Annotated in this window: 16 protein-coding genes; 3 read left to right on the top strand and 13 right to left on the bottom strand. The window is 64.1% G+C overall.

All coding sequences use genetic code 11. The annotated features are described in order from the left end of the window. Positions 1 to 14 precede the first annotated feature (14 nt). Together NGM99_RS17570 and xylF are read right to left on the bottom strand one after the other, a co-directional pair. Entirely contained in the window at positions 15 to 1,331 is a 1,317-nt protein-coding gene (locus NGM99_RS17570) for a sugar ABC transporter permease (protein ID WP_252821309.1), read from the bottom strand. 97 nt (positions 1,332 to 1,428) lie between these two features. Further along, a complete protein-coding gene (gene xylF, locus NGM99_RS17565; RefSeq protein ID WP_252821307.1) occupies positions 1,429 to 2,469 on the bottom strand; it encodes a D-xylose ABC transporter substrate-binding protein in 1,041 nt (346 codons plus the stop codon). Between the two features lie 181 nt (positions 2,470 to 2,650). Between xylF and NGM99_RS17560 the strand changes: the two genes are divergently transcribed. Further along, on the top strand, positions 2,651 to 3,880 hold the full coding sequence (locus NGM99_RS17560; protein ID WP_252821305.1) for an ROK family protein: 1,230 nt from the start codon (positions 2,651 to 2,653) through the stop codon (positions 3,878 to 3,880). A 30-nt stretch (positions 3,881 to 3,910) separates the two neighbouring features. On the opposite strand, the gene phoB is transcribed toward NGM99_RS17560, so the two are convergent. From phoB to NGM99_RS17505, 11 genes are all read right to left on the bottom strand, one after another. Continuing rightward, positions 3,911 to 4,597 carry a phosphate regulon transcriptional regulator PhoB gene (gene phoB / locus NGM99_RS17555; protein ID WP_252821303.1) on the bottom strand — a complete coding sequence of 229 codons (687 nt, stop codon included), beginning with the start codon at positions 4,595 to 4,597 and terminating at the stop codon, positions 3,911 to 3,913. Positions 4,598 to 4,610: 13 nt separating this feature from the next. Then, on the bottom strand, positions 4,611 to 5,318 hold the full coding sequence (gene phoU / locus NGM99_RS17550) for a phosphate signaling complex protein PhoU (protein ID WP_252821301.1): 708 nt from the start codon (positions 5,316 to 5,318) through the stop codon (positions 4,611 to 4,613). A gap of 52 nt (positions 5,319 to 5,370) precedes the next feature. Further along, positions 5,371 to 6,195, bottom strand: coding sequence for a phosphate ABC transporter ATP-binding protein PstB (gene pstB, locus NGM99_RS17545; protein ID WP_252821298.1), 825 nt, complete (start codon positions 6,193 to 6,195; stop codon positions 5,371 to 5,373). 13 nt (positions 6,196 to 6,208) lie between these two features. After that, the gene (gene pstA / locus NGM99_RS17540; RefSeq protein ID WP_252821297.1) at positions 6,209 to 7,528 is read right to left on the bottom strand and encodes a phosphate ABC transporter permease PstA; all 1,320 of its coding nucleotides are present in this window, start codon (positions 7,526 to 7,528) and stop codon (positions 6,209 to 6,211) included. Beyond that, positions 7,525 to 8,988, bottom strand: coding sequence for a phosphate ABC transporter permease subunit PstC (pstC, locus tag NGM99_RS17535; RefSeq protein ID WP_252821295.1), 1,464 nt, complete (start codon positions 8,986 to 8,988; stop codon positions 7,525 to 7,527). The genes pstA and pstC overlap by 4 nt, the downstream gene beginning before the upstream one ends. Before the next feature lie 184 nt (positions 8,989 to 9,172). After that, positions 9,173 to 10,210, bottom strand: coding sequence for a substrate-binding domain-containing protein (locus NGM99_RS17530; protein ID WP_252821293.1), 1,038 nt, complete (start codon positions 10,208 to 10,210; stop codon positions 9,173 to 9,175). Between the two features lie 184 nt (positions 10,211 to 10,394). Next, the gene (locus NGM99_RS17525) at positions 10,395 to 14,474 is read right to left on the bottom strand and encodes a PAS domain-containing protein (RefSeq protein ID WP_252821291.1); all 4,080 of its coding nucleotides are present in this window, start codon (positions 14,472 to 14,474) and stop codon (positions 10,395 to 10,397) included. Between the two features lie 122 nt (positions 14,475 to 14,596). Continuing rightward, positions 14,597 to 15,907, bottom strand: coding sequence for an MFS transporter (locus NGM99_RS17520; RefSeq protein ID WP_252821289.1), 1,311 nt, complete (start codon positions 15,905 to 15,907; stop codon positions 14,597 to 14,599). Between the two features lie 177 nt (positions 15,908 to 16,084). Continuing rightward, entirely contained in the window at positions 16,085 to 16,936 is an 852-nt protein-coding gene (locus tag NGM99_RS17515) for a fumarylacetoacetate hydrolase family protein (RefSeq protein WP_252821287.1), read from the bottom strand. A gap of 44 nt (positions 16,937 to 16,980) precedes the next feature. Continuing rightward, positions 16,981 to 18,072, bottom strand: coding sequence for a lactonase family protein (locus tag NGM99_RS17510; RefSeq protein ID WP_252821285.1), 1,092 nt, complete (start codon positions 18,070 to 18,072; stop codon positions 16,981 to 16,983). 97 nt (positions 18,073 to 18,169) lie between these two features. After that, positions 18,170 to 19,009, bottom strand: a complete 840-nt coding sequence (locus NGM99_RS17505) for an amidohydrolase family protein (RefSeq protein ID WP_252821283.1) — start codon at positions 19,007 to 19,009, stop codon at positions 18,170 to 18,172. Between the two features lie 250 nt (positions 19,010 to 19,259). Between NGM99_RS17505 and NGM99_RS17500 the strand changes: the two genes are divergently transcribed. Continuing rightward, the gene (locus NGM99_RS17500) at positions 19,260 to 19,991 is read left to right on the top strand and encodes an SDR family oxidoreductase (protein ID WP_252821281.1); all 732 of its coding nucleotides are present in this window, start codon (positions 19,260 to 19,262) and stop codon (positions 19,989 to 19,991) included. Positions 19,992 to 20,001: 10 nt separating this feature from the next. Further along, positions 20,002 to 21,279, top strand: coding sequence for an L-fuconate dehydratase (locus NGM99_RS17495; protein WP_252821280.1), 1,278 nt, complete (start codon positions 20,002 to 20,004; stop codon positions 21,277 to 21,279). Positions 21,280 to 21,307: the final 28 nt, after the last annotated feature.

Genomic DNA, 21,307 nt, shown 5'->3' with positions numbered 1-21,307 from the left:
GGTCCCTCTCCTTCTCAGGCTCGCTTGCGGTAAAGCGTGTCGAGCCAGACGGCGACCACGAGCACGGCACCCACCACGATGTTCTGCAAGGGCGTGTCGATGCCGAGAAGCACCATGCCCGATTGCAGCGATTGCATCAGCAGCGCGCCGAGCATGGCGCCCGCAATGGTCCCGGCACCGCCCGCGAGCGAGGTCCCGCCGATCACGGCTGCGGCGATGGTCAGCAGCTCGTCCAGCGTGCCCTGTGCGTTGGTGGCGGCATTGAGGCGCGCCGTGGAGATGGCAGCGGCCACGCCGGCGAGCAGGCCCATCAGCGCGAAGATCTTCAACAGCACCCAGCGCGTGTTGATGCCGGCAAGTGCTGCTGCTTCCGGATTGCCGCCAATGGCGAAGACGTAGCGGCCGAAGCGCGTGCGGTTCGTGAGAAACGTCATGACGATGCCGACCGCGACGGCGATCAGGACGGGAATCGCGATGCCATGCGCGATGAACAATCCGCCATCCGGCACTGAAAGGTTGTTGGCCTGCGCGTAGCGGCGCACGATGGCAGCGGGCCATGGATAGGAATTGGCGACGCCGACCGCGCCGAGGATCAGCACGCAGGCCAGCGCGCCCAGAAACACCTCCGCCCAGACCGGCCGCTGCGGGAATTTGAAGCGCCGCCGCTGGCGTCGCCCATTGGCAAGAAGGACCGCCACAGCGGCACAGGCCGCGAGGCCCACGACCCAGCTCCAGAAAGCGCCGATCGAGCCTTCGGGCCCACCGCCGATCAGGCGAAAGGTGGGGTTCATCGGCGCCACCGTCTGGCCGCTCGTGACCCACCAAGCGGCACCACGCCAGACGAGGAGGCCACCCAGCGTGACGATAAAGGCGGGAATGGAAAGATAGGCGACGAGGAAGCCCTGGAACGCACCGATCAGCAGGCTGACGCCGAGGCCTGCGAGAAGCGCCAGGATCCAGAGAGCGGGACTGCCTTGGGCGATGCCTGCCATCTGCGGCAGGATCGTCACCTGCAGCACGCCCATGATCATGCCGACGAAGCCGAGGATCGAGCCCACGGACAGGTCGATATTGCGCGTGACGATGACGAGCACCATGCCCGTCGCCATGACGGCGATGGAGGCGGACTGGACGGACAGGTTCCAGAGGTTGCGCGGGGTGAGAAATAGCCCGCCCGACAGGAAGTGCAGGCCGAGCCAGATCAGGACCAGCGCGCCGACCATGCCGAGCATGCGGGTGTCGATTTCGGTCGCCTGCAGAAAGCGTCCGACAGCGCCTTGTTCGCTTGCGCGCGCGCGGTCGGGCGCGGCACCGGTGGCCGTATCAGCCATGCTCTCCTCCCCATGCGGCCTTATGAATGGCAGGCCGCCAGCCGGATGGCCGGTCCGCCGCGCTTCTCCTCAAAAAGCGCGGCGGACCATTTCATGCTTACTTGCAGGCGTCGACCGAACCGGCCGTCACACCGGCGCAGACCACATCCTTCGTGACCCAGCCCGCCTCGATCACGGCGTTCAGGTTGGTCTTGGTGATCGGGATGGGGGTCAGGAACAGCGAGACGGGCTCGTTGCCGCCGGGGGTCTTGAACTTGGTGACGCCTGCCACCTGATCGGCGGCCTTGCCGTCGGCCAGCTGCGAGGCGATCTCGGCGGCGTTGCGGCCGAGTTCGCGCGAGTCCTTCCAGATCGAGACCGTCTGCGTGCCGAGCGCCACGCGGTTGAGCGCGGCGTGGTCTGCGTCCTGGCCCGAAACCGGCACGGAGCCCGCGAGACCTTGCGCGTCGAGCGCCGCGATGGCGCCGCCCGCCGTGCCGTCATTGGACGCCACCACCGCATCGACCTTGTTGTCGTTGGTGGTCAGGAACTGCTCCATGTTCTTCTGCGCGTTGGCCGGCAGCCAGCCATCCGTATAGGCCTCGCCGACATTCTTGATCTTGCCGGCGTCGATGGCCTCCTTCAGCACTTCCATCTGGCCTTCGAACAGGAAGTCAGCATTCGGATCGGCACCGTTGCCCTTGATGAAGACATAGTTGCCTTCGGGCTTCACCTTGAACACTTCGCGGGCTTCCATGCGGCCCACTTCCTTGTTGTCGAAGGTGAGATAGAACACGTCCGGATTGTCGATCAGACGGTCATAGGCGATCACCGGAATGCCTTCGTCGAGCGCCTTCTGCACGGCGGGCCCGATGGCCGAAGCGTCCTGCGCGAGGATGATCAGCGCGTTGGCACCCTGCGAGATCAGGCTTTCTACATCGGTGAGCTGCTTGGAGGCCGAGGACTGCGCGTCGGCGGAGATGTACTTGTCGCCGGCCGCTTCCAGCGCCTTCTTGATCGCGGCTTCGTCGGTCTTCCAGCGCTCTTCCTGGAAGTTCGACCAGGACACGCCGATCACCTTGTCCTTGGCGGATGCGACGCCGCCGAGCGCCACGGTCATGGCGACGCCCGCCAGAATGGCGGTTGCGAATTTTTTCATGATGTTCCTCCCGATAAGCATCGCGCTCCCGTGCGATGCAGCCTGTTGAAGCCGAAGCGACCAACCCGACCTCTTTTTTTCGAGGTCCGAAAAAATAGTGACCGAGGCGGCCTCCTCTGTCAATATGATTGGCAACAAGCATGGGCGGAACGGGCGCGAGCCGTTTCAGGGGAGGAAGGACATGGCGAGCGGCATCCGCCACGACGATCTCAGGCGCAACAACCGGCTTCTGGTACTCTCATCGGTGCGCAAGGTCGGGCAGGTCTCGCGAACCCAGATCGCGAATGCGACCGGTTTCAGCGCTTCGACCGTTTCGGCCATTTCCGCCGGTCTGATCACGGAAGGCGCGCTGCGCGAGATCGAGGCGGAGGAACCTGCCGCCATTCTCAAGCGCGGACGCCCGCAGGTCGGGCTCGCACTCGATCCTCGGGCAGGCACGGTGGTGGTCGCGACGCTGACGCTCAACCACCTGTCGGCCGCACTTCTCGATTATGCCGGCACTACCATCGCCGATCGCGCCAAACGCCTCGACACTCTCCGGATATCAGCCGCCGCGCTGGAGGACGAGGTTTCCGGCATCGTCGCCGAACTGGTGGAGCACGCCGCGCAAAAGGCCGCCGGTCCTGTTCTGCGCGTTGTTCTCGCCGTGCAGGGCATCACGGATCGAGCGGGCCGCGAGATGGTCTGGACGCCGATCACACCATGGACGGGTCTGGGTTTCGCCGATCTCATCGAGCGCCGCACGGGCGTGCCGACCGGCGTCGAGAACGACTGCTCGATGATCGCCACCGCCCTGATGAGCGCGAACACGGCGCGGCGGCAGCGGGATTTCGCGGTGGTCCTGCTGTCACACGGCATCGGCATGGGCATCGTGCTCGATGGGCGCATCTTCTCGGGCACGCATTCTTCGGGTGCCGAGTTCGGTCACCTGATGCTGCACCCCGGCGGCGCGCTTTGCCGCTGCGGCAAGTATGGCTGCGTCGAGGCCTATGCCGGCAGCTATGCGATTGCCCGTGCGGCGGCAGGAAACGGTGAGAAGGTCCAGCCGCTTTCCAATATCAGCACGGCCGATATGACAAAACTGGTCAATGCCGCGCGGAACGGTTCGCCGCTCGAACAAAAGGCTTTCGACAAGGCAGGCGAAGCCATCGGTCTGGGCTTGGGCAGCCTCTTCGCGCTTGTCGACCCCCTGCCCGTCACCTTTGTCGGCGCCAACACCCAGGCCTTCGACCTGATGAAACCGGGCTTGCGTCGCGGGCTCCAGGCGACCGCAGGCGGGGCGCGCGCCGGCAACATCGCATTTGCTCTCGAGCCCGACGAAATGCCCTTGATCCGCCAAGGCTCCGCGCTCCGCGCGCTTCAGCACCTCGACGAGGAAATCTTTTCGCCCGGCATCGCGCTCGCCGGCTGATCCGGCCGCACTACGCCTCGAGCGGGAGGGTCACTGCTCCTGAATGGCGTAGCCGGCGCCGCGCACGGTGCGGATCTTGTCGGTCATGCCTTCGGGATTGATGGCCTTGCGCAGGCGGCCGACATGGACGTCCACCGTGCGTTCGTCGATGTCGAGCGTCTCGTCCCAAACCTTGTCGAGCAGCTGCCCGCGCGAAAAGACACGGCCGGGATGGCGCATCATGAATTCGAGCAGGCGGAACTCGGTAGGACCGAGCTTGAGCTCGGTCTGCGCGCGCCAGACGCGATGCGCTTCGCGGTCGAGCACCATGTCGCCGACGGAAAGCACGTTGGACAAAACCTGCGGCTTGGCCCGGCGCAGGAGCGCGCGCACGCGGGCCACGAATTCGGGGGTCGAGAAGGGCTTCACAAGATAGTCGTCGGCACCCGTCGAAAGCCCCCTCACCCGGTCGGCTTCCTCACCGCGCGCGGTGAGCATGATGATCGGCAGGGCGCGGGTCTCGTTGCGCAGGCGAAGGCGGCGGCAAAGCTCGATGCCCGACACCTGCGGCAGCATCCAGTCGAGCACCAGAAGGTCGGGCACCTCTTCCTTCAGCCTGATATCCGCCTCGTCGCCGCGCTCGATCACCTCGACCGCGAAACCTTCGGCTTCGAGATTGTAGCGAAGAAGCAGGCCGAGCGATTCCTCGTCCTCGACCACCATGATCCGTGCGTTCATGCGGGCCTTCTCCTCAGCTCACGCTCGCCGCCGGCATGGTTTCGTCGCGCTTGGGGCGCTTGGCGGGCAGTTGCAGGCCGGTCGTCACATAATAGGCGTTCTCGGCGATGTTGGTGACGTGGTCGCCGATGCGTTCGAGGTTCTTGGCGCAGAAGAGCAGATGCGTGCAGGTGGTGATCACGCGCGGGTCTTCCATCATATAGGTCAGGAGCTCGCGGAAGATCGCGGTGTAGCGGATGTCGATCTTCTCGTCGTCCACGCGCAGCGCCTGCAAGGCCTCCGCATTGTGCGCGGTGTAGTGGTCGAGCACGTCGCTCACCGCATCCTGCACGACGCGCGACATCGCCTCGATGCTGTTGGACAGCGTTTCGGAGACCGGTGTGCGGCCCACCGCATTGACGCGCTTGGCGACATTCTTGGCAAGATCGCCGATGCGCTCGAGATCGGCCGCCATGCGCAGCGCGCCGACGGCTGCGCGCAGATCCTGCGCCATGGGCTGGCGCTTGCCGATCAAAGTGATGACACGCGCGTCGAGATCGCGCTGGAAGGCGTCCAGCGTCGCGTCCTCGGAGATTACACGGGCCGCCAACCGCTCGTCGGCGGAAAGCAGGGCCTTGGTGGAATCGCCCACCATCCGCTGCGCCAGCGTGCCCATCTGCACGATCAGGCGGTCGATCTCGTCGAGTTCCTGGTCGAAGGAAGAAACCGTATGCTCGCCCATTGTCTCAGCCTGTTCTGTCTCGGTGATCCGGGAGGGGTTGGTCCCGGCGCGATCAGCCGTAGCGGCCCGTGATGTAGTCGCGGGTGCGCTTCTCGTCGGGGTTGGTGAACATCTTCTCGGTCGGGCCCTCTTCCACCAGATTGCCGAGGTGGAACATCGCCGTGCGCTGCGACACGCGGGCCGCCTGCTGCATGGAGTGGGTGACGATCACGATCGTATAGTTCTGGCGCAGTTCGTCGATCAGCTCCTCGATGCGCGCGGTCGCGATCGGGTCGAGCGCCGAGCAGGGCTCGTCCATCAGGATCACTTCCGGCGACACGGCGATGGCGCGCGCGATGCAGAGACGCTGCTGCTGGCCGCCCGAGAGACCGGTGCCGGGCTCATGAAGACGATCCTTCACTTCCGACCAGAGGCCGGCGCGCTGGAGGCTTTTCTCCACGATGCCGTCGAAATCCGCCTTGCGACGCGCGAGCCCGTGGATGCGCGGGCCGTAGGCGACGTTCTCGTAGATCGATTTCGGAAACGGGTTCGGCTTCTGGAAGACCATGCCGACGCGGGCGCGCAGTTCCACCACATCGATCTTGGGATCGTAGATGTTCTCGCCGTCGAGCGTGATGTCGCCCTCGACGCGCGCGCTGTCCACCGTGTCGTTCATGCGGTTGAGGCAGCGCAGAAAGGTGGACTTGCCACAGCCCGAGGGGCCGATCAGCGCCGTCACCTGGTTCTGACGCACATCGAGATCGACGCCGAACAGCGCCTGCTTGGGACCATAGAAGACGTTGACCTTGCGGCCACGCATCTTGAGAGGCGTATTCTCGACGCCGCCGGTCTGCTGGTGGACTGCGTTTTCCACTTGGCTTCCTGTCATGAGATTCATGTGAGCTTTCCTTCTACCACCGGCGCTCGAACTTGCGGCGCAGGATGATCGCCGTCAGGTTCATGGCCATCAGGAAGATGAGCAGGATGATGATGGCGCCAGACAGGCGCTCCACGAAGGCGCGTTCGGCTTCGTTGGCCCACATATAGATCTGCACGGGCAATGCGGTCGCCGGGTCGAGCGGGGTCGAGGGGATGTCGGCCACGAAGGCCACCATGCCGATCAGGAGCAGCGGCGCGGTTTCACCCAAGGCGCGGGCAAGACCGATGATCGTGCCGGTCAGGATGCCGGGCATGGCAAGTGGCAGAACATGGTGGAACACCATCTGCATGCGCGAGGCGCCGAGACCGAGTGCCGCCGAGCGGATGGATGGCGGCACGGCGACGAGCGCCGCGCGGGTCGCGATGATGATGGTCGGCAGCGTCATCAAGGTCAGCACGAGACCGCCGACCACCGAGGCCGAACGCGGCAGGCCGAAAAAGTTCACGAACACGGCGAGGCCGAGCAAGCCGAACACGATGGAGGGCACCGCCGCGAGGTTGTTGATGTTCACCTCGATCAGGTCGGTGAACTTGGTCTTGGGCGCGAACTCCTCGAGATAGATCGAGGCCGCGACGCCCACGGGAAGTGCCACGAGCAGAACGATCAGCATCATGTAGAAGGAGCCGACGATGGCGACGCCCATGCCAGCACTTTCCGGACGGCTCGAAGCGCCATTGGTGAAGAGGCCAGTGTTGAATCGAGTGGCGAGCGCACCCTCTTCAGAAAGCTTACGCATCCAGCCGACCTGCTGGTCGGATACCTTGCGGTTGGCTTCCGGCACGTCGAGGTCGATCTGGCCCTTGAAGGCCGAGTCGATATTGGCCGAGGTCAGGATTTCCACATCGCGCGTGGTACCGATCACAGATGGGTCGGCCATCACGATGTCACGCAACTGAACGCGCGAGGTGTCCGACAGGAAGCCGCGCAGCTGGCGGGTGGCGGCCCGGTCGTTGGCGGCGAAGCCGAGTTTTTCGGCCAAGGCCTTTTGCGCAAGCGCAGGATAGTTGGCGGTCTGCAGCTTGGTGGGATCGCTCTCTCGCTCGTTCTTGGGGTCGATCACGGCTGGATCGAAGGTGATCGGCAGGGTGACCGCGGTCTGGCTGAACGCGGTGTAGCCCTGGGAGATGATCGAGAAGAGCATCACGGCCAGAAAGACCAGGCCGACCGAAACGGCCAGGATGCCATAGATGCGGAAGCGGCGTTCGGCGGCGTAGCGGCGCTTGAGGCCGATGTCGCGGCGCGGCGGCGCCTTGGCGTCGATGAGCGTGCCGGAAGACGCGATGTCGGTCATTCGTACTGCTCCCGGTACTTGCGGACGATGTAGAGGGCCGCGATGTTCATGACGAGCGTGACGACGAAGAGCGTCATGCCGAGCGCGAAGGCGACGAGCGTCTGCGGCGAGTTGAATTCGAGATCGCCCGTCAGCTGATTGACGATCTTCACCGTGATGGTGGTCATCGCCTCGAACGGGTTGATCGTGAGGTTGGCGGCAACGCCGGCGGCCAGAACCACGATCATGGTCTCGCCGATGGCGCGCGAGGCGGTCAGCAGCACGGCGCCCACGATGCCCGGAAGGGCTGCCGGCAAAACCACCTTCTTGATGGTTTCCGAACGCGTGGCCCCCAGGCCCAGCGAGCCATCGCGCATGGCTTTGGGCACGGCGGTGATGATGTCATCGGACAGCGAGGACACGACCGGGATCAGCATGATGCCCATCACGAGACCGGCGGTGAAGATGCTCTGCGCCTGAATGAAGGGCGAGCCGCCGGTGAGCGCAGCACTCAGGTCGCGCAACCAGGGGCCGAGCGTGATGAGCGCGAAAATGCCGTAGACGATGGTCGGGATACCGGCGAGGAGTTCGAGCGCGGGCTTCACGATCGAGCGCACATGCGGCTTGGCATATTCGGCCATGTAGACGGCGGCCATCAGGCCGATGGGGACCGCGACCAGAAGGGCGACGAGCGCGATGTACAGCGTGCCGGCAAGGAGCGGGATCAGGCCGAACTGGCCGGTCGAACCACCGGAGCCCGCAGCCGCGAAGCGCGGGTCCCAGACCGTGCCGAAGAAGAACCCGACCGGCGACACCTGCGAAAAGAAGGTGATCGTCTGAAACAGCATCGAAAGCACGATGCCGACAGTGGTCATGATGGCGATGGTGGACGCGCCGAGAAGCGCATAGCGCAGCAGGCGCTCGACACGGTTGCGGGCACGTGCCCGGAGCGAAACCTGCGACAGGCCGATGAAGACGCCGCCGAGCGAGGCGATCAGCGCGACCACGGCACCCGCCAGATAAAGGCTCTTGGCGCGCGCCGAAGCCTCCTTGGCGATCGGGATCATATAATCCTGAACGTTGTCGGCGAGGTTCATGCCGTGCTGCGCGAGCACCGGCTTGAGCTCGGTCGCCGTCGCGGGCAGGCCGTCGAGGGTCGCGCTGTCGAGGCGGCTGAATGCGGTGGCGAGCGAGCGCGTCAAGCTGCCGGCGAGCGTCGGGCTGGCCGACTGGTCTTCGCCCGAATGGGCCTCGACCTGAGCGAGCATGGTGCGGTCGGCATAGACCGAGGAGCCGACATCCCACACGAGAAGGAAGAGGATTGCGGGCACGACCGCGAGCAGAAACGCCCACCAGCCATGATAGTGCGGAAGCGAGTGGAGCTTGCCCTGGGCCGTCGATTGGCCGGCGGCACGGCTGCGGCCGACAACGAAACCGATGGCGCCGATCAGGATGATGAGGCCGAAAACAGCCGCTGTCATTGCGGGCTCCCGAGAATGCGGTGGCAGGCTCGCCGCCTCATGCGGCGCGTGTGCCGGAAAACTCTGGCAGCGGGCTGGTTCCTGCCGCCAAAAAGCGAAGCGCGAGAAGCCGCGCTTCGCCTAGTCCTGAAGGAAAGGCCGGAGCGTCGGGCATCGAGCCCAGCACCCCTAGCCGATCCGTTCTTTACATGGTCTTGCCGCTATCGAACGCCTTGCGCTGCTCTTCACGCTCGGCATCGGGAGCCGAAACCAGACCATACTCGGCGAGCGGGCTGTCCGGGCCGATCATCTGGTCGTCGAGGAAGAAGTCGACATATTCCTTGAGGCCGGGGATCACGCCCAGATGCGCCTTCTTGACGTAGAAGAAGAGCGGACGCGACACCGGGTACTCGCCCTTGGCGATCGTGTCGACCGAAGGCGTGATGCCGTCCACGGTCGCGACCTTCAGCTTGTCGGCATTGTTCTCGTAGAAAGCGAGGCCGAACACGCCGACGCCGGTCTTGTTGGACGCGATGCGGGCAAGCGTCTCGGAATAGTCGCCGTCGATGTCCACGGCCTTGCCGTCCTTGCGGACCGCGATGCAGGCTGCGTTGGCGGCCTTCTCGTCGAGACCGCCGGCCTTGGCGGCCTCGAGCCCGCCGGCAGCTTCGCAGCCCTTGTGAAGCAGCTTTTCTTCGAACACTTCACGGGTGCCGTGCTTTTCGCCCGGAATGTAGGCCGCGATGTCCCAATCCGGCAGCGCCGAGTTCACCTGGTTCCACTTGGTGTTCGGGTTGGCGACGAGCTTGCCGTCCACAACGACCTGCGCGGCGAGCGCCTTGTAGATGTCCTCGGGCTTCAGTGCCCAATCCGGACCCGCGATGTCGGTGGCGAAGACGATGCCGTCATAGCCGATCTTCACTTCCTGGATGTCGGTCACGCCGGCCGCCTTGCAGGACTCGACTTCCGTGCTCTTGATCGGACGCGAGGAGTTGGCGATGTCGATGGTGTTCTCGCCGACGCCGCGGCAGAATTCCTTGATGCCGGCGCCCGAACCGCCCGACTCGACGACCGGGGTCTTGAAGTTGTTGAAGGTCTCGCCGAACGTCTCGGCGACGATCTTGGCGTAAGGCAGCACGGTGGACGAACCGGCGACCTGGATCTGGTCGCGCGCCGAGGCCGCGCCGGCGGAAAGGGCGATGGCGAGCGCTGCGACGCTTGCGCCGAGAAGGGTGGATTTCATCAGGCCTGCTCCTGCTGGACCGGGTCTTTGTTGAGCCGGCAACCTGAGTGGCAAAGCCGGCATATGAAGGATTGGTGCGGGGAGTTCGGCCGACCCTTCGGCCTGTCCCCGATCGCCTCTTTGAGCGATGGGAAGAGGCCTTAAGGGCGTTTCACGACAGTTCCATGACAACGAGAATACGGGTTTATGACAGCCCGCGTGCCCGCTCCTGCTTGTCCACAGGACCCATCCATTGCTCGATCTTTTCGGTCAAGGCACGTGGGCTGATCGGTTTCTGGACATAGTCGTCCATGCCGGCCGCCAGGCATTTCTCGCTATCGCCCTTCTGCGCATGAGCCGTCACACCGATCACGGGAACATGCGTGCCGGCATAAGCTTCGAACTGGCGGATTTCTTCCGTGGCATCCAAGCCATTCATCTCGGGCATGGACAGGTCCATCAGTACGAGACGCGGGCGCAGGGTTTGAAATGCTTCCACGGCAAGGCGTCCGTTGCTGACAAGGTGAAACGAAAACGGCGTGCCGGCGAGAATCTGGGTGAAGACCAGCTGGTTCACCTCGTTGTCTTCTGCGACGAGGATATCGACCTGGCTTCTGGCCGCGGCAACAAAAGGGATCGCCGCGGGAAGCGTCTGCACCGGTTCGTGCGCGGAACGGGTGGACGATGCAGGTTCGCCGGGCGAACTGCCACGCTTTCGGCCAACCACGCGGATCATCATTTCATGAAGCTGGCTCGAGCGGACCGGCTTCACCAGTTGCGCATCCACGTCCCGCGCCTCGGAACCGCCCAGTGTCTGATCGACGGAAGACAGCATGACGATCGGCGTATCGCTCATGCCTGACAAAGCGCGGAGTGCCTTGGCGACATCCGATCCGGTCTGTTCCGGCATCTGGTAATCCACGATCACGCAATCGAGTTCGAGCCCGAGATCGAGCACGGCCCGCGCCACGCGCAAACCCTCCGCGCCGCTTGCCGCGCTGCAGGTATCAAAGCCCCATGCGGTCAATTGCTCATTGAGGATCGTCCGATTTACGGCATTGTCGTCGATCACGAGCACCCGTGCGCCTCGGAGATCGAACGTTTCGGCGCTTGGCTGGCGGGATGTCTCGGCACGCGGCAAGGAAAGCGTGAACCAGAAGCACGAGCCTTTCCCTTCGGTGCTTTCCACGCCGATGCGCCCGCCCATCAGCGCGACGAGGCGCGCGGTGATGGCGAGCCCCAGCCCCGTGCCCTCATGGCGACGGGTCGAGGAGCCGTCAACCTGTGCGAACTTCTCGAACACCATGGCGAGCTTGTCGGCCGGGATGCCGATGCCGGTGTCGCGCACCTCGACGCGCAGTTCGCTCGCCTCATCCTGCGCGGTGCCCGAAACATCGACCAGAACATGACCGGCTTCGGTGAACTTCAGCGCATTGCCGATGAGATTGGTGACGATCTGGCGAATGCGGCCCACATCGCCGTGGTAGCTGCCCGCCATCTCGGGCGCGATGCGCACGATCAGTTCGAGATCCTTTTCCTTGGCGCGCGTCGAAAGGAGCGTCGCTACATCCTCCACCGCTTCAGCCAGATCGAAGGGCACAGGATCGAGCGTCAGCTGGCCGGCATCGATCTTCGAGAAGTCGAGGATGTCGTTGATGATGGTCAAAAGCGCATTGCCGGATTTCACGATGATATCGACGAAAGTGCGCTGCTTGGGGTCGAGTTCGGAGCGCGCGAGCAGCTCGGCCATGCCGAGCACGCCGTTCATGGGCGTTCGGATCTCGTGGCTCATATTGGCGAGAAATTCGGATTTCGCGCGATCGGCCAGTTCCGCCCGCGCGCGCGCCTCGCTCAGTTCCGCCTCGCGCTCCTTGAGTTCGGTGATGTCCATGGTGGAACCGATCAGCACCAGCGAGCCATCCGAGGCGGTCATCGCGCCTTTGTTGGACAACTGGTAGCGGATGCGCCCGCTCGGTTCGAGGAGGCATTCCTCATTCTGCTGACTGTTGCCGGTTTCGAGGACCAGACGGTCGCTTCGCTGGAAGTCCTCGCCACTCGTCGAACCGAAGACTTCGACATCGGTCCGGCCCAGGGCGCCCGCAGCGGACATGCCGGTCATCTCGCAACAGTTTCGATTCACATAGGAAAGCCGCAGGTCCGGCGTCTTGGCGTAGAGGGCAACCGGAACATTATCGGCAATGTTGCGGAAAACCTCGTTCTCGCGCAGCGTTTCCTCGAGATCGTGCTCGCGTCTCTTCAGCTCGGCGATGTCGGTGCTCGTTTCGATCAGATGGAACCGGCCATCGGCATCGGTGATGCGGCTGACCCGCGTCATCACATGAAGATCGCGACCGTCGCGGCTGCTGGCTTGTTCCTCGACCTCGTATACCTCGCCGGTCGCTAGCACGCGCTTAGCATCCGCCACATAGATGTCCGCTTCGGCTTTCGGGAAGAGCTCATAGTCGGAACGGCCGACCGCCTCATCGCGCGGGATGCCGGTCATCTCGACCCAGGCGCGATTCACATATTCCTTGTTCAGCGCATCGGTCACGATGGAAAGGGCGACCGGCATTTCGTCGAGTGCATGCTGGAGCAGGTTGATCTGCCCCCTGCTCTCGGCAAGCGCGCTTTCGCGTTCCATGAGCGTCGTCACATCCAGACGGACACCGATATAGGTCCCGTCCGGAAGCCGCCGTCCATAAGTCTGAACCCAGCTGCCATCGGGATTGCGGCGCACGGACATGACCTGTGGCCGCCAATAGGCTTCGATCTGCGCCTCGATCCACGCTTCGCGGTCATCGTAGAGCGCGTCGAGCTCAGCCAAGCCGCATTCGCGGAAATAGCCGAGATCCTGTGACAGTTCCAGAACGTCGCGCAAGGTCGCGCCCGGCTGGAGCGCGGGCCGCAGCGCAGGCAGACCATTGAGCAGGTTCTGGTTGACCATCACCACATGGTCCGTCTCGTCATAGATGATGAGACCGCCCGGCAGCGCCTCGATCACATCGACCAGCCGATCGCGGATGCCGGCAATATCCGGCTCATGCTTCCTGACCTTCGCCAGATCGAGCAGCATGCCCGTCATGTAGCGCTGGCCGTTCGACAGTTCGACGCGGCTCTTGCGCACCAGCCTCCCGGCTCGCCCTCCCTTCAGGGCGTAATCATCGACCGCCTCGAAAGGCTCACCGGTTTCCACGACCCTGCGTTCGCTTGCCTCGAAAGTCTCCGCGACCGACGCGGGCCACAGATCGGTGGCACGCTTGCCCAGCATAGCCTCCGGGGCGATACCGTGAAACGCGCCATAGGCCTGATTGGCGAGCACGAAGCGCAATTGCTCGTCCTTGACGAAGATCGGATCGGGTACGGTGTCGAGCACGGTTGCGGAAAGCCGCGCAAGCTGCAGCGCATCGGCAAGGTCGCGCTCGCGCTCCTTGTTCTCCGTCACATCCGTGTAGGTCAGGAAGATCTTGCCGTTGGAGAGCCTCGTATTGGTGCACAGCATCGTGGTGCCGTTGCGCGTGTGCAGCTCCGTCGCGCCATCCCATCCCTGGCGCACGGCACTTTCACGTCTGGCGACATGCGCCGCCCAGCCGTTCTCGCTCGCACCGTTCAGGTCGTTCCAGCGCGTGGCATGCAGCAGATCGGTGAAATAAGACCCGACGCCCACCACGCCGTCATCGAGCCGCCAGAGCCGGCGATAGGCGCTGTTCAGGATCTCGATGCGGAGATCGCGATCGAGAACCAGCAGCCCGATCGGCATGGCTTCGACCATGCGCGGCACATCGGCGAAGAGGTCCTCCATGGCCTCGTTGGTCTGTGAGGGCCTGACCGATTCGGCGCGTCTGGAGCTCTCTTCCCTCGCCCCCACCAATTCGGTGACGTCGTGGCCGACACCATCATAGCCGCAAAAGGCGCCGTCCTCGGCGAAGCGCGGCGTGCCCGAACTGGTGATCCAGCGCGGCCCGCCCACTGCATTGCGCACCTCGTAGATGAAATCCTTGAACGGGCGGCGGGCCTCGAGGTCGGCGAGGTGCGCGAGATCGCGGGGGGAGCGCTGGCCGGCGTGAAGGAAATCGAACCGATGCTTGCCGAGCACGGCCGAGGGCGGAATGCCTGTTGCCGCTTCGTAGGTGGGCGAAATGAATGTGAAGCGCAGTTCGGCATCCGTCTGCCAGAGCCAGATGCCGGACGATTCGAAAAGGTGGGGTAGCCCTTCCGCAGCGAACCAGCCGGAGGGGTATTCCCTTGCCTTGTTGACCGGCGTCTTACGCCGCTGAACCGTCCTCATACCGCCCGCGCCCCGCAAGCTCTGCCTCTCAGGCAAGATGCGCCTGGGCATAATTCCAGGCTTAGCGTTAAGGAACGCACAAGCCTAGAGCAGAGCCTGCGGTGACGCAGCGTCAGATTACATCACCTAAGCGCCACGCGCCTCGTTTCGGCCTGAAGCAGGAGTGCGGCGAAGCCGGCGAGCGCCAGCAGCACGGCAAAAAGGCCGACCGCCCAGTTGAAGCCTTGCGCCACGACGAGGGCCAGAGCCGAGGGGGCGAGAAGTCCGCCCAGCCGTGCCACGGCGCCTGCGGCACCCATGCCTGTCGCACGCGATTCGGTGGGGTAGAGTTCCGGCGTGAAGGCATAGAGCGCCCCCCATGTGCCGAGAAGCGAAAAGCTCATCAGGAGGATCGCGCCACCGATCATCCAGGCCTCGCCGGCCACCACGAAAAGAAGGCAGCCGAGCGCGCTCAGAAACAGGAAGCCCACCAGTGTCGGCTTGCGCCCCCAAGCCTCGACGCCATAGCCGGCCAGCACATAGCCCGGCACCTGGGCGAGCGCGACGACCACCAGAAAGCCATAGCCGCGCACGAAACCGAAGCCCTCGCCCGCAAGACGCGCCGGCATCCAGGTGAAGACGCCGTAATAGGACAGCGAAACCAGAAACCAGACGATCAGCATGATCAGGGTGTGACGCCGCAGTGCGGGCGAGAAGATGCCGCCGCCGGCGCCCACCGCGGGCAGCGCAAGCCTGATGCCCGTCGGCAGCTTGGATTTGCCGTTGGTTTCGAGCACGCGGTCGAGCGTGGCCCGCGCTTCCGCCTCGCGGCCCGTTCTGATGAGGTAGAGAGGGGATTCCGGCACCCAGAGGCGCAAGCCGACGCCGATCAGCGCAGGCAGGGCCGTGACCAGGAATATCCAGCGCCACGGATCGACGAGACCATATGAGGCCGCGGCCCACGCAGCGAGGGCGACGATCACCGTGCCGACGGCCCAGAAGCCCTCCAGTGCCACGAGCCAGCGCCCGCGATTCTTCGGCGGCAGGAACTCGGCCATCATCGCGTAATCCACCGGCAAGGTGCCGCCGACCGCGATGCCGGTCAGGAAGCGGCAGAGCAGAAGGACACCGAAGGACGGCGCAACGACGGAGAGAAGACCGAACACGGCATCGGCCGTGACGGTCGCAAGCAGGATGTTGCGGCGCCCGTAGCGATCGGCAAGCCGACCAAACAGGCTCGCGCCGATCAGCATGCCGAGAAAAAAGAGGGTTCCCGTCTGCAGAGCTTCGGGCACCGTAAGTTCGAAGGTCGCGGCAATCGCTGCGGCCGTGAAGCCGACGGCCAGCACCTGCATGGCATCCGCCGCCCAGACGAGACCGAAAATGCCTAAAAGCCGGCGCTGGAATGCACCGGCACCCGCTTGAGTCAGGATTTCATCGACCGCCACTGCCATGGACCACACTGCCTCTGCCTGGCCTGATCCTCAGGCGGGAGCAACCGGATCGATCGTTCCGGCTTCGGTTTCGCGGCTACGCGCAGAGTTCGGCAGCGTCAAGCAGCCGAACTCCCGTTACGGCATATAAATTTGATCAGCGGTCCGCTGCTCCCGAAACGGACCGCCTTGTTGCGATCAGCCTTCGTAAGCGCGAACGCTCTGCTGCTGCTCGCCGAGCCCTTCGATGCCGAGCCGCATCACATTGCCGGGCTTGAGCCAGACGGGCTCGGGCTTGATGCCCATGCCGACGCCGGGCGGCGTGCCGGTGGTGATGATGTCGCCGGGCTGCAGGCTCATGAACTGCGACACATAGGAGACGAGGTGAGCGACGCCGAAGACCATCGTCTTGGTCGAGCCATCCTGATAGCGGTGGCCGTCAACTTCCAGCCACATGCCCAAGTTTTGCGGGTCGGCCACCTCGTCACGCGTGACGAGCCACGGGCCGATGGGTCCGAACGTGTCCGCCGACTTGCCCTTCACCCACTGCCCGCCACGCTCGATCTGGAAATGGCGTTCCGACAGGTCGTTGACCACGCAATAGCCGGCGACGTGATCGAGAGCATTGGCCTCGTCCACATAGCGCGCTTCGGTGCCGATCACGACGCCGAGCTCGACTTCCCAATCCGGCTTGATCGCGTTCTTCGGGATGATCACGTCGTCGTTCGGCCCGATGATGGCAGAAGTCGCCTTCATGAACAGGATCGGCTCGGCGGGAATGGGCGCTCCCGTCTCGGCGGCGTGGTCGGCATAGTTCAGGCCGATGCAGATGAACTTGCCGACATTGGCGACGCACGGCCCGATGCGTTCATTTGCATCGAGTTCGGGCATGGACTGGAGATCGGCCTGGCGGATTTCCTCGAGCGCGCTATCCGAGAGCGCGTCGCCGCCGAGATCGGTGATCACGCTCGACAGATCGCGGATCGTGCCGTCTTCAAGACGGATGGCAGGCTTTTCGGCACCCTTGGCACCGATACGGAGCAGCTTCATGGTTTCTCCTCGAATTGACAGGGAAGATGATCAGGCCGGATGCATCAAGCCATCGCGGTCTTGATGCACATGGGCGTGCCGACCTCGATACCGGCACCCGTATCGGACAGGTGCCCGGTATTTTCGTCGCGCCGGAAGATCGCGATGCGGTCGGCATTCTGGTTGGCGCAAAACAGGAAGCGGCCCGAGCGCGACAGACAGAGATTGCGCGGTGTCGCGCCACCGCAGGGCGTATGGTCGAGAACCGCGAGTTTGCCGCTGTCCGGGTTCACTTCGAGCGTCACGATGGAATCGTGGCCCCGGTTGCCGCCGTAGAGAAAGCGGCCATCGGGTGAAATCTGGATATCCGAGCAGTGATTGTCGCTCGTGCCATCCGGCACCGCGGGCTGGATATCGACGAGCGCAAGGCGCCCTTCGCCGTCGATGGCAAGCGACGCAACCGTGGAATCGAGTTCGTTGATGACGAACACGAAGCGGCCATGGGGATAGAGCGCGACATGGCGGGGACCGCTGCCGGGGGGCAGGCTGAATTCACCGCGACGCGTCAGGGCGCCATCGGCCGTAACCGCATAGGTGACGAGTTGGTCGGTCCCCAGATCGGCGACCAGCGCGAGATTGCCGGGCAACTCCGTGACGCTGTGGGCATGGGGCCGCTCCTGTCTTTCGGCATTGGGACCCTTGCCCTCGTGGCGCGCATGGGCGAGCGGCACGCTGAGACGCCCATCGCCTTCGAGGCGGAACACGGCAAGCGACTGGTCCGGCCCGCCCTCGCCCGCGCCGTAATTCGCGACGAGCAGCTTCGAGCTATCGCGCGTAATCGCATTATGCGCCGTGATGCTGCCGAGTGCCGGCTGCTTGTTGAGATAGTGAAGCGTGCCCGATTCCCGCTCGAAGCGGTAGGCCGACACCGTTCCCTCACGCCATTCGGCAACTTCCGAATTCGCATAGATGAAGCGCCCATCCGGCGTCACCGAGAGATAGGTCGGATTGTCGACCTCGTTCGTTTCGGCGAGTTTCTGAGCGGACAGCGTTACCGGGTCGAAACGGAACACCGAAAGCCCCACACCGCGCGCACCCTGGAAATAGGGCGTGGAACGGTTGAGCGAGCCCACGAAGAGCAGTTCAGCTTCAGCCATCACGCCTCCTTCCATTCATTCTTGTTCTTACGCCGTCACAAACCGTTTCGGCCGAGACCTGTCAATTAGGTTTGCCCAGGCGCTCCGCCTGCGGTCGTCAGTTCAACCGCCAGATGCGCCGTGCGTTCGCGCTCAAAAGCTTCGTGCGCTCCTCCTCGCTCGCGCCGGAAAGCAGCGCCTGCGTGGCATGGACCCACCGCGTGAGGCCGCCGCCCAGCCGGCAGACGGGCCAGTCGGATCCCCAGACGACGCGGTCCCAGCCGAAGCAGGCGATGACATGCTCCACATAAGGTCGCACCGTTTCGACCGTCCAGTTTTCGCCATCGGCATAGGCGATCACGCCGGAAATCTTGGCAGCGATATTGGGCCGCCGCGCGAGTTCAGTGATCTGCGTGCGCCAAGGCTCCCAGGCGTCGCTCTTGATGTCGGGCACGCCGCAATGGTCGAGCACGAACTGGGTTGCCGGTGCATGGTCGGCGAGTGCCATGGCTTGCCCGTGCTGGCGCGGCAGCACGCAGAGATCGAAGGGCAGATGCGTCGCCCCAAGCCGCCCGACATTCTCCCGGAAGAGCGCACTTTCCGACAGATCATCCGGCATCACGTGCAGCACACGGCGGAACCCTCTCACGAAGGGATTGGCCAACACGCGTTTCAGCATCAGGGGAAAGTCGGCATTCTCCGGCCGGCACGAGGCGATGGCGCCGCGCAGGAGCGATCCGGCTTCGCGCGCCTGTCGCTCGACATGGGCGGTCTCGCGCTCGATGTCGGTCTCGGCGACATCCACTTCCATATGCAGCGCCGCCTCGATCCCGAGAGACCGCGCTTCCTCGGCATATTCGGCATGAGTGAAGTCGCGATCGAGCGGCGGCACGGTGTCGAGCCAAGGGTAATGGAGCGCGTTCCTGTCGATCAGATGCAGGTGCGTGTCGATGATCATCGTTTGCTCTCCTCACGAAGATTATCGCCGCGATAGGGGCGCAAGAGAACGCCTGTGTCGACAAATCGGGCCGGCAGAGCGCTTCTTGCATATGAATGACAATTTCACCCATGACAAGACAGCTGCCACAGAGCTATGTTGCCTTCTGCCGAAACAGCGTATCGAAGGCTCGACAGTTGCATAAGGCTCGACGCTAAAGCGTGCGACCGTGCATGCAACGCATATCGTAAAGCAGGGAGAAAACAGGCTCATGGCTGATCTTGAGGGTAAGGTCGTGCTGATCACAGCCGCGGCGCAGGGCATCGGTCGGGCGAGCGCTCTGGCTTTCGCGCGAGCCGGGGCGAAGGTCCACGCAACCGATGTCAACGAAGCGCTGCTCGCCGAACTGGCCGACACGGCGAATATCGAGACGGCCAAGCTCAATGTGCTGGACGATTCTGCGGTCAGCGATGGAATCGGCCGGATCGGCCGTGTCGATGTGCTCTTCAACTGCGCGGGCGTGGTGCATAACGGCTCTGTCCTCGAAGCCTCCGACAAGGACCTCGATTTTGCCTGGAACCTCAACGTCCTCGCGATGATCCGCACCATCCGCGCGGTTCTTCCCGGCATGCTGGAGCGCGGCGATGGTTCGATCATCAACATGGCGTCCGTCGCCTCCTCCGTGAAAGGCGTGCCGAACCGCTTCGCCTACGGCACCACCAAGGCTGCCGTGATCGGCCTCACCAAGTCGATCGCCGCCGACTATGTGACGAAGGGGATCCGCTGCAACGCGATCTGCCCCGGCACGGTGGAAAGCCCCTCGCTGCAGGATCGTCTGCGCGCGGGCGGCGACTATGAAGCGGCGCGCGCCGCTTTCATCGCGCGCCAGCCGATCGGCCGCATCGGCACGCCCGAAGAGATCGCCGATCTCGCCGTTTATCTCGCGGGCGCGACCTACACCACGGGCCAGGCCTGCGGCATCGATGGCGGCTGGACGATCTGAGGAGCCACTGATGACCAGGATCACCGGCCTTCGGACACACGATCTGCGCTTTCCCACCTCGCAGAGCCTGGATGGCTCGGATGCGATGAACCCGGACCCGGATTACTCCGCGGCCTATGTGGTTCTCGAAACCGACACCGGCATCGAGGGTCACGGGCTGACCTTCACGATCGGGCGCGGCAACGAGATCTGTGTGGCCGCGATCGAAGCGATGCGCCATCTGGTGGTCGGGCTCGACCTCGACTGGATCAAGGAAAGCCCGTCGCGCATGTGGCGTCACCTGACCGGGGACAGCCAGTTGCGCTGGATCGGCCCCGACAAGGGCGCGATGCACCTGGCGACGGGCGCGGTCGTCAATGCCGTCTGGGACCTCTGGGCCAAGGCTGAGAACAAGCCCGTCTGGCGGCTGGTCGCGGAGATGAGCCCGGAAGAGATCGTGGGCATCGTCGATTTCCGCTATCTCACCGATGCTCTGACGCCCGAGGAGGCGCTTGACATTCTGCGTCAGGCGCAGCCGGGCAAGCAGGCGCGGATCGCCGAGCTCGAGGCAAACGGCTACGCCTGCTACACGACCTCGGCCGGCTGGCTGGGCTACCCCGATGACAAGCTGCGCCGCCTTTGCCGCGAGGCTGTCGAGGCGGGGTTCACCCATATCAAGATGAAGGTCGGCCGCGACCGCGAGGACGACATCCGCCGCTTGCGTATCGCGCGCGAGGAGATCGGTCCCGACCGTTTCATGATGATCGACGCCAACCAGGTCTGGGAGGTGGATCAGGCCATCGACTGGGTCAACGCCCTATCCTTCGCCAAGCCCTATTTCATCGAGGAGCCGACGAGCCCCGACGATGTGTTCGGCCACCGCAAGATCCGCGAAGCCGTGGCGCCGGTGAAGGTCGCGACCGGCGAGATGTGCCAGAACCGCATTATCTTCAAGCAGATGATCCAGAACGGCGCCATCGACATCGTCCAGATCGATGCCTGCCGCATGGGTGGCTTGAACGAAGTGCTGGGCGTGCTGCTGATGGCCGCGAAATACGGCCTTCCCGTCTGGCCCCATGCGGGCGGCGTCGGGCTATGCGAGTATGTGCAGCACCTGTCGATGATCGACTTCGTGGCGGTCTCGGGCACCAAGGACGGCCGCGTGATCGAATATGTCGACCATCTGCACGAGCATTTCGAGGAGCCCTGCGTGATCCGGAACGCGGCCTATATGCCGCCGGAAGCGCCGGGGTTTTCGATCACGATGAAACCGCAGTCGATCGCGGAATACGAGTTCCGGGCCACCTGAACGAGAACATCCCGCCCAAGGAAAACGG

It is taken from the genome of Mesorhizobium liriopis (assembly GCF_024053505.1).
In the GTDB taxonomy this organism is placed as follows: domain Bacteria; phylum Pseudomonadota; class Alphaproteobacteria; order Rhizobiales; family Rhizobiaceae; genus Mesorhizobium_B; species Mesorhizobium_B liriopis.
The sequence above is the reverse complement of the archived record's forward strand: the minus strand, read 5'-3'. Positions and strand labels throughout refer to the sequence as shown.

Excerpts from the sequence above, each read along its gene's own strand:
- NGM99_RS17570 (WP_252821309.1), bottom strand. The coding sequence starts at position 1,331 with ATGGCTGATACGGCCACCGGTGCCGCGCCCGACCGCGCGCGCGCAAGC.
- xylF (WP_252821307.1), bottom strand. The coding sequence starts at position 2,469 with ATGAAAAAATTCGCAACCGCCATTCTGGCGGGCGTCGCCATGACCGTG.
- NGM99_RS17560 (WP_252821305.1), top strand. The coding sequence starts at position 2,651 with ATGGCGAGCGGCATCCGCCACGACGATCTCAGGCGCAACAACCGGCTT.
- phoB (WP_252821303.1), bottom strand. The coding sequence starts at position 4,597 with ATGAACGCACGGATCATGGTGGTCGAGGACGAGGAATCGCTCGGCCTG.
- phoU (WP_252821301.1), bottom strand. The coding sequence starts at position 5,318 with ATGGGCGAGCATACGGTTTCTTCCTTCGACCAGGAACTCGACGAGATC.
- pstB (WP_252821298.1), bottom strand. The coding sequence starts at position 6,195 with ATGAATCTCATGACAGGAAGCCAAGTGGAAAACGCAGTCCACCAGCAG.
- pstA (WP_252821297.1), bottom strand. The coding sequence starts at position 7,528 with ATGACCGACATCGCGTCTTCCGGCACGCTCATCGACGCCAAGGCGCCG.
- pstC (WP_252821295.1), bottom strand. The coding sequence starts at position 8,988 with ATGACAGCGGCTGTTTTCGGCCTCATCATCCTGATCGGCGCCATCGGT.
- NGM99_RS17530 (WP_252821293.1), bottom strand. The coding sequence starts at position 10,210 with ATGAAATCCACCCTTCTCGGCGCAAGCGTCGCAGCGCTCGCCATCGCC.
- NGM99_RS17525 (WP_252821291.1), bottom strand. The coding sequence starts at position 14,474 with ATGAGGACGGTTCAGCGGCGTAAGACGCCGGTCAACAAGGCAAGGGAA.
- NGM99_RS17520 (WP_252821289.1), bottom strand. The coding sequence starts at position 15,907 with ATGGCAGTGGCGGTCGATGAAATCCTGACTCAAGCGGGTGCCGGTGCA.
- NGM99_RS17515 (WP_252821287.1), bottom strand. The coding sequence starts at position 16,936 with ATGAAGCTGCTCCGTATCGGTGCCAAGGGTGCCGAAAAGCCTGCCATC.
- NGM99_RS17510 (WP_252821285.1), bottom strand. The coding sequence starts at position 18,072 with ATGGCTGAAGCTGAACTGCTCTTCGTGGGCTCGCTCAACCGTTCCACG.
- NGM99_RS17505 (WP_252821283.1), bottom strand. The coding sequence starts at position 19,009 with ATGATCATCGACACGCACCTGCATCTGATCGACAGGAACGCGCTCCAT.
- NGM99_RS17500 (WP_252821281.1), top strand. The coding sequence starts at position 19,260 with ATGGCTGATCTTGAGGGTAAGGTCGTGCTGATCACAGCCGCGGCGCAG.
- NGM99_RS17495 (WP_252821280.1), top strand. The coding sequence starts at position 20,002 with ATGACCAGGATCACCGGCCTTCGGACACACGATCTGCGCTTTCCCACC.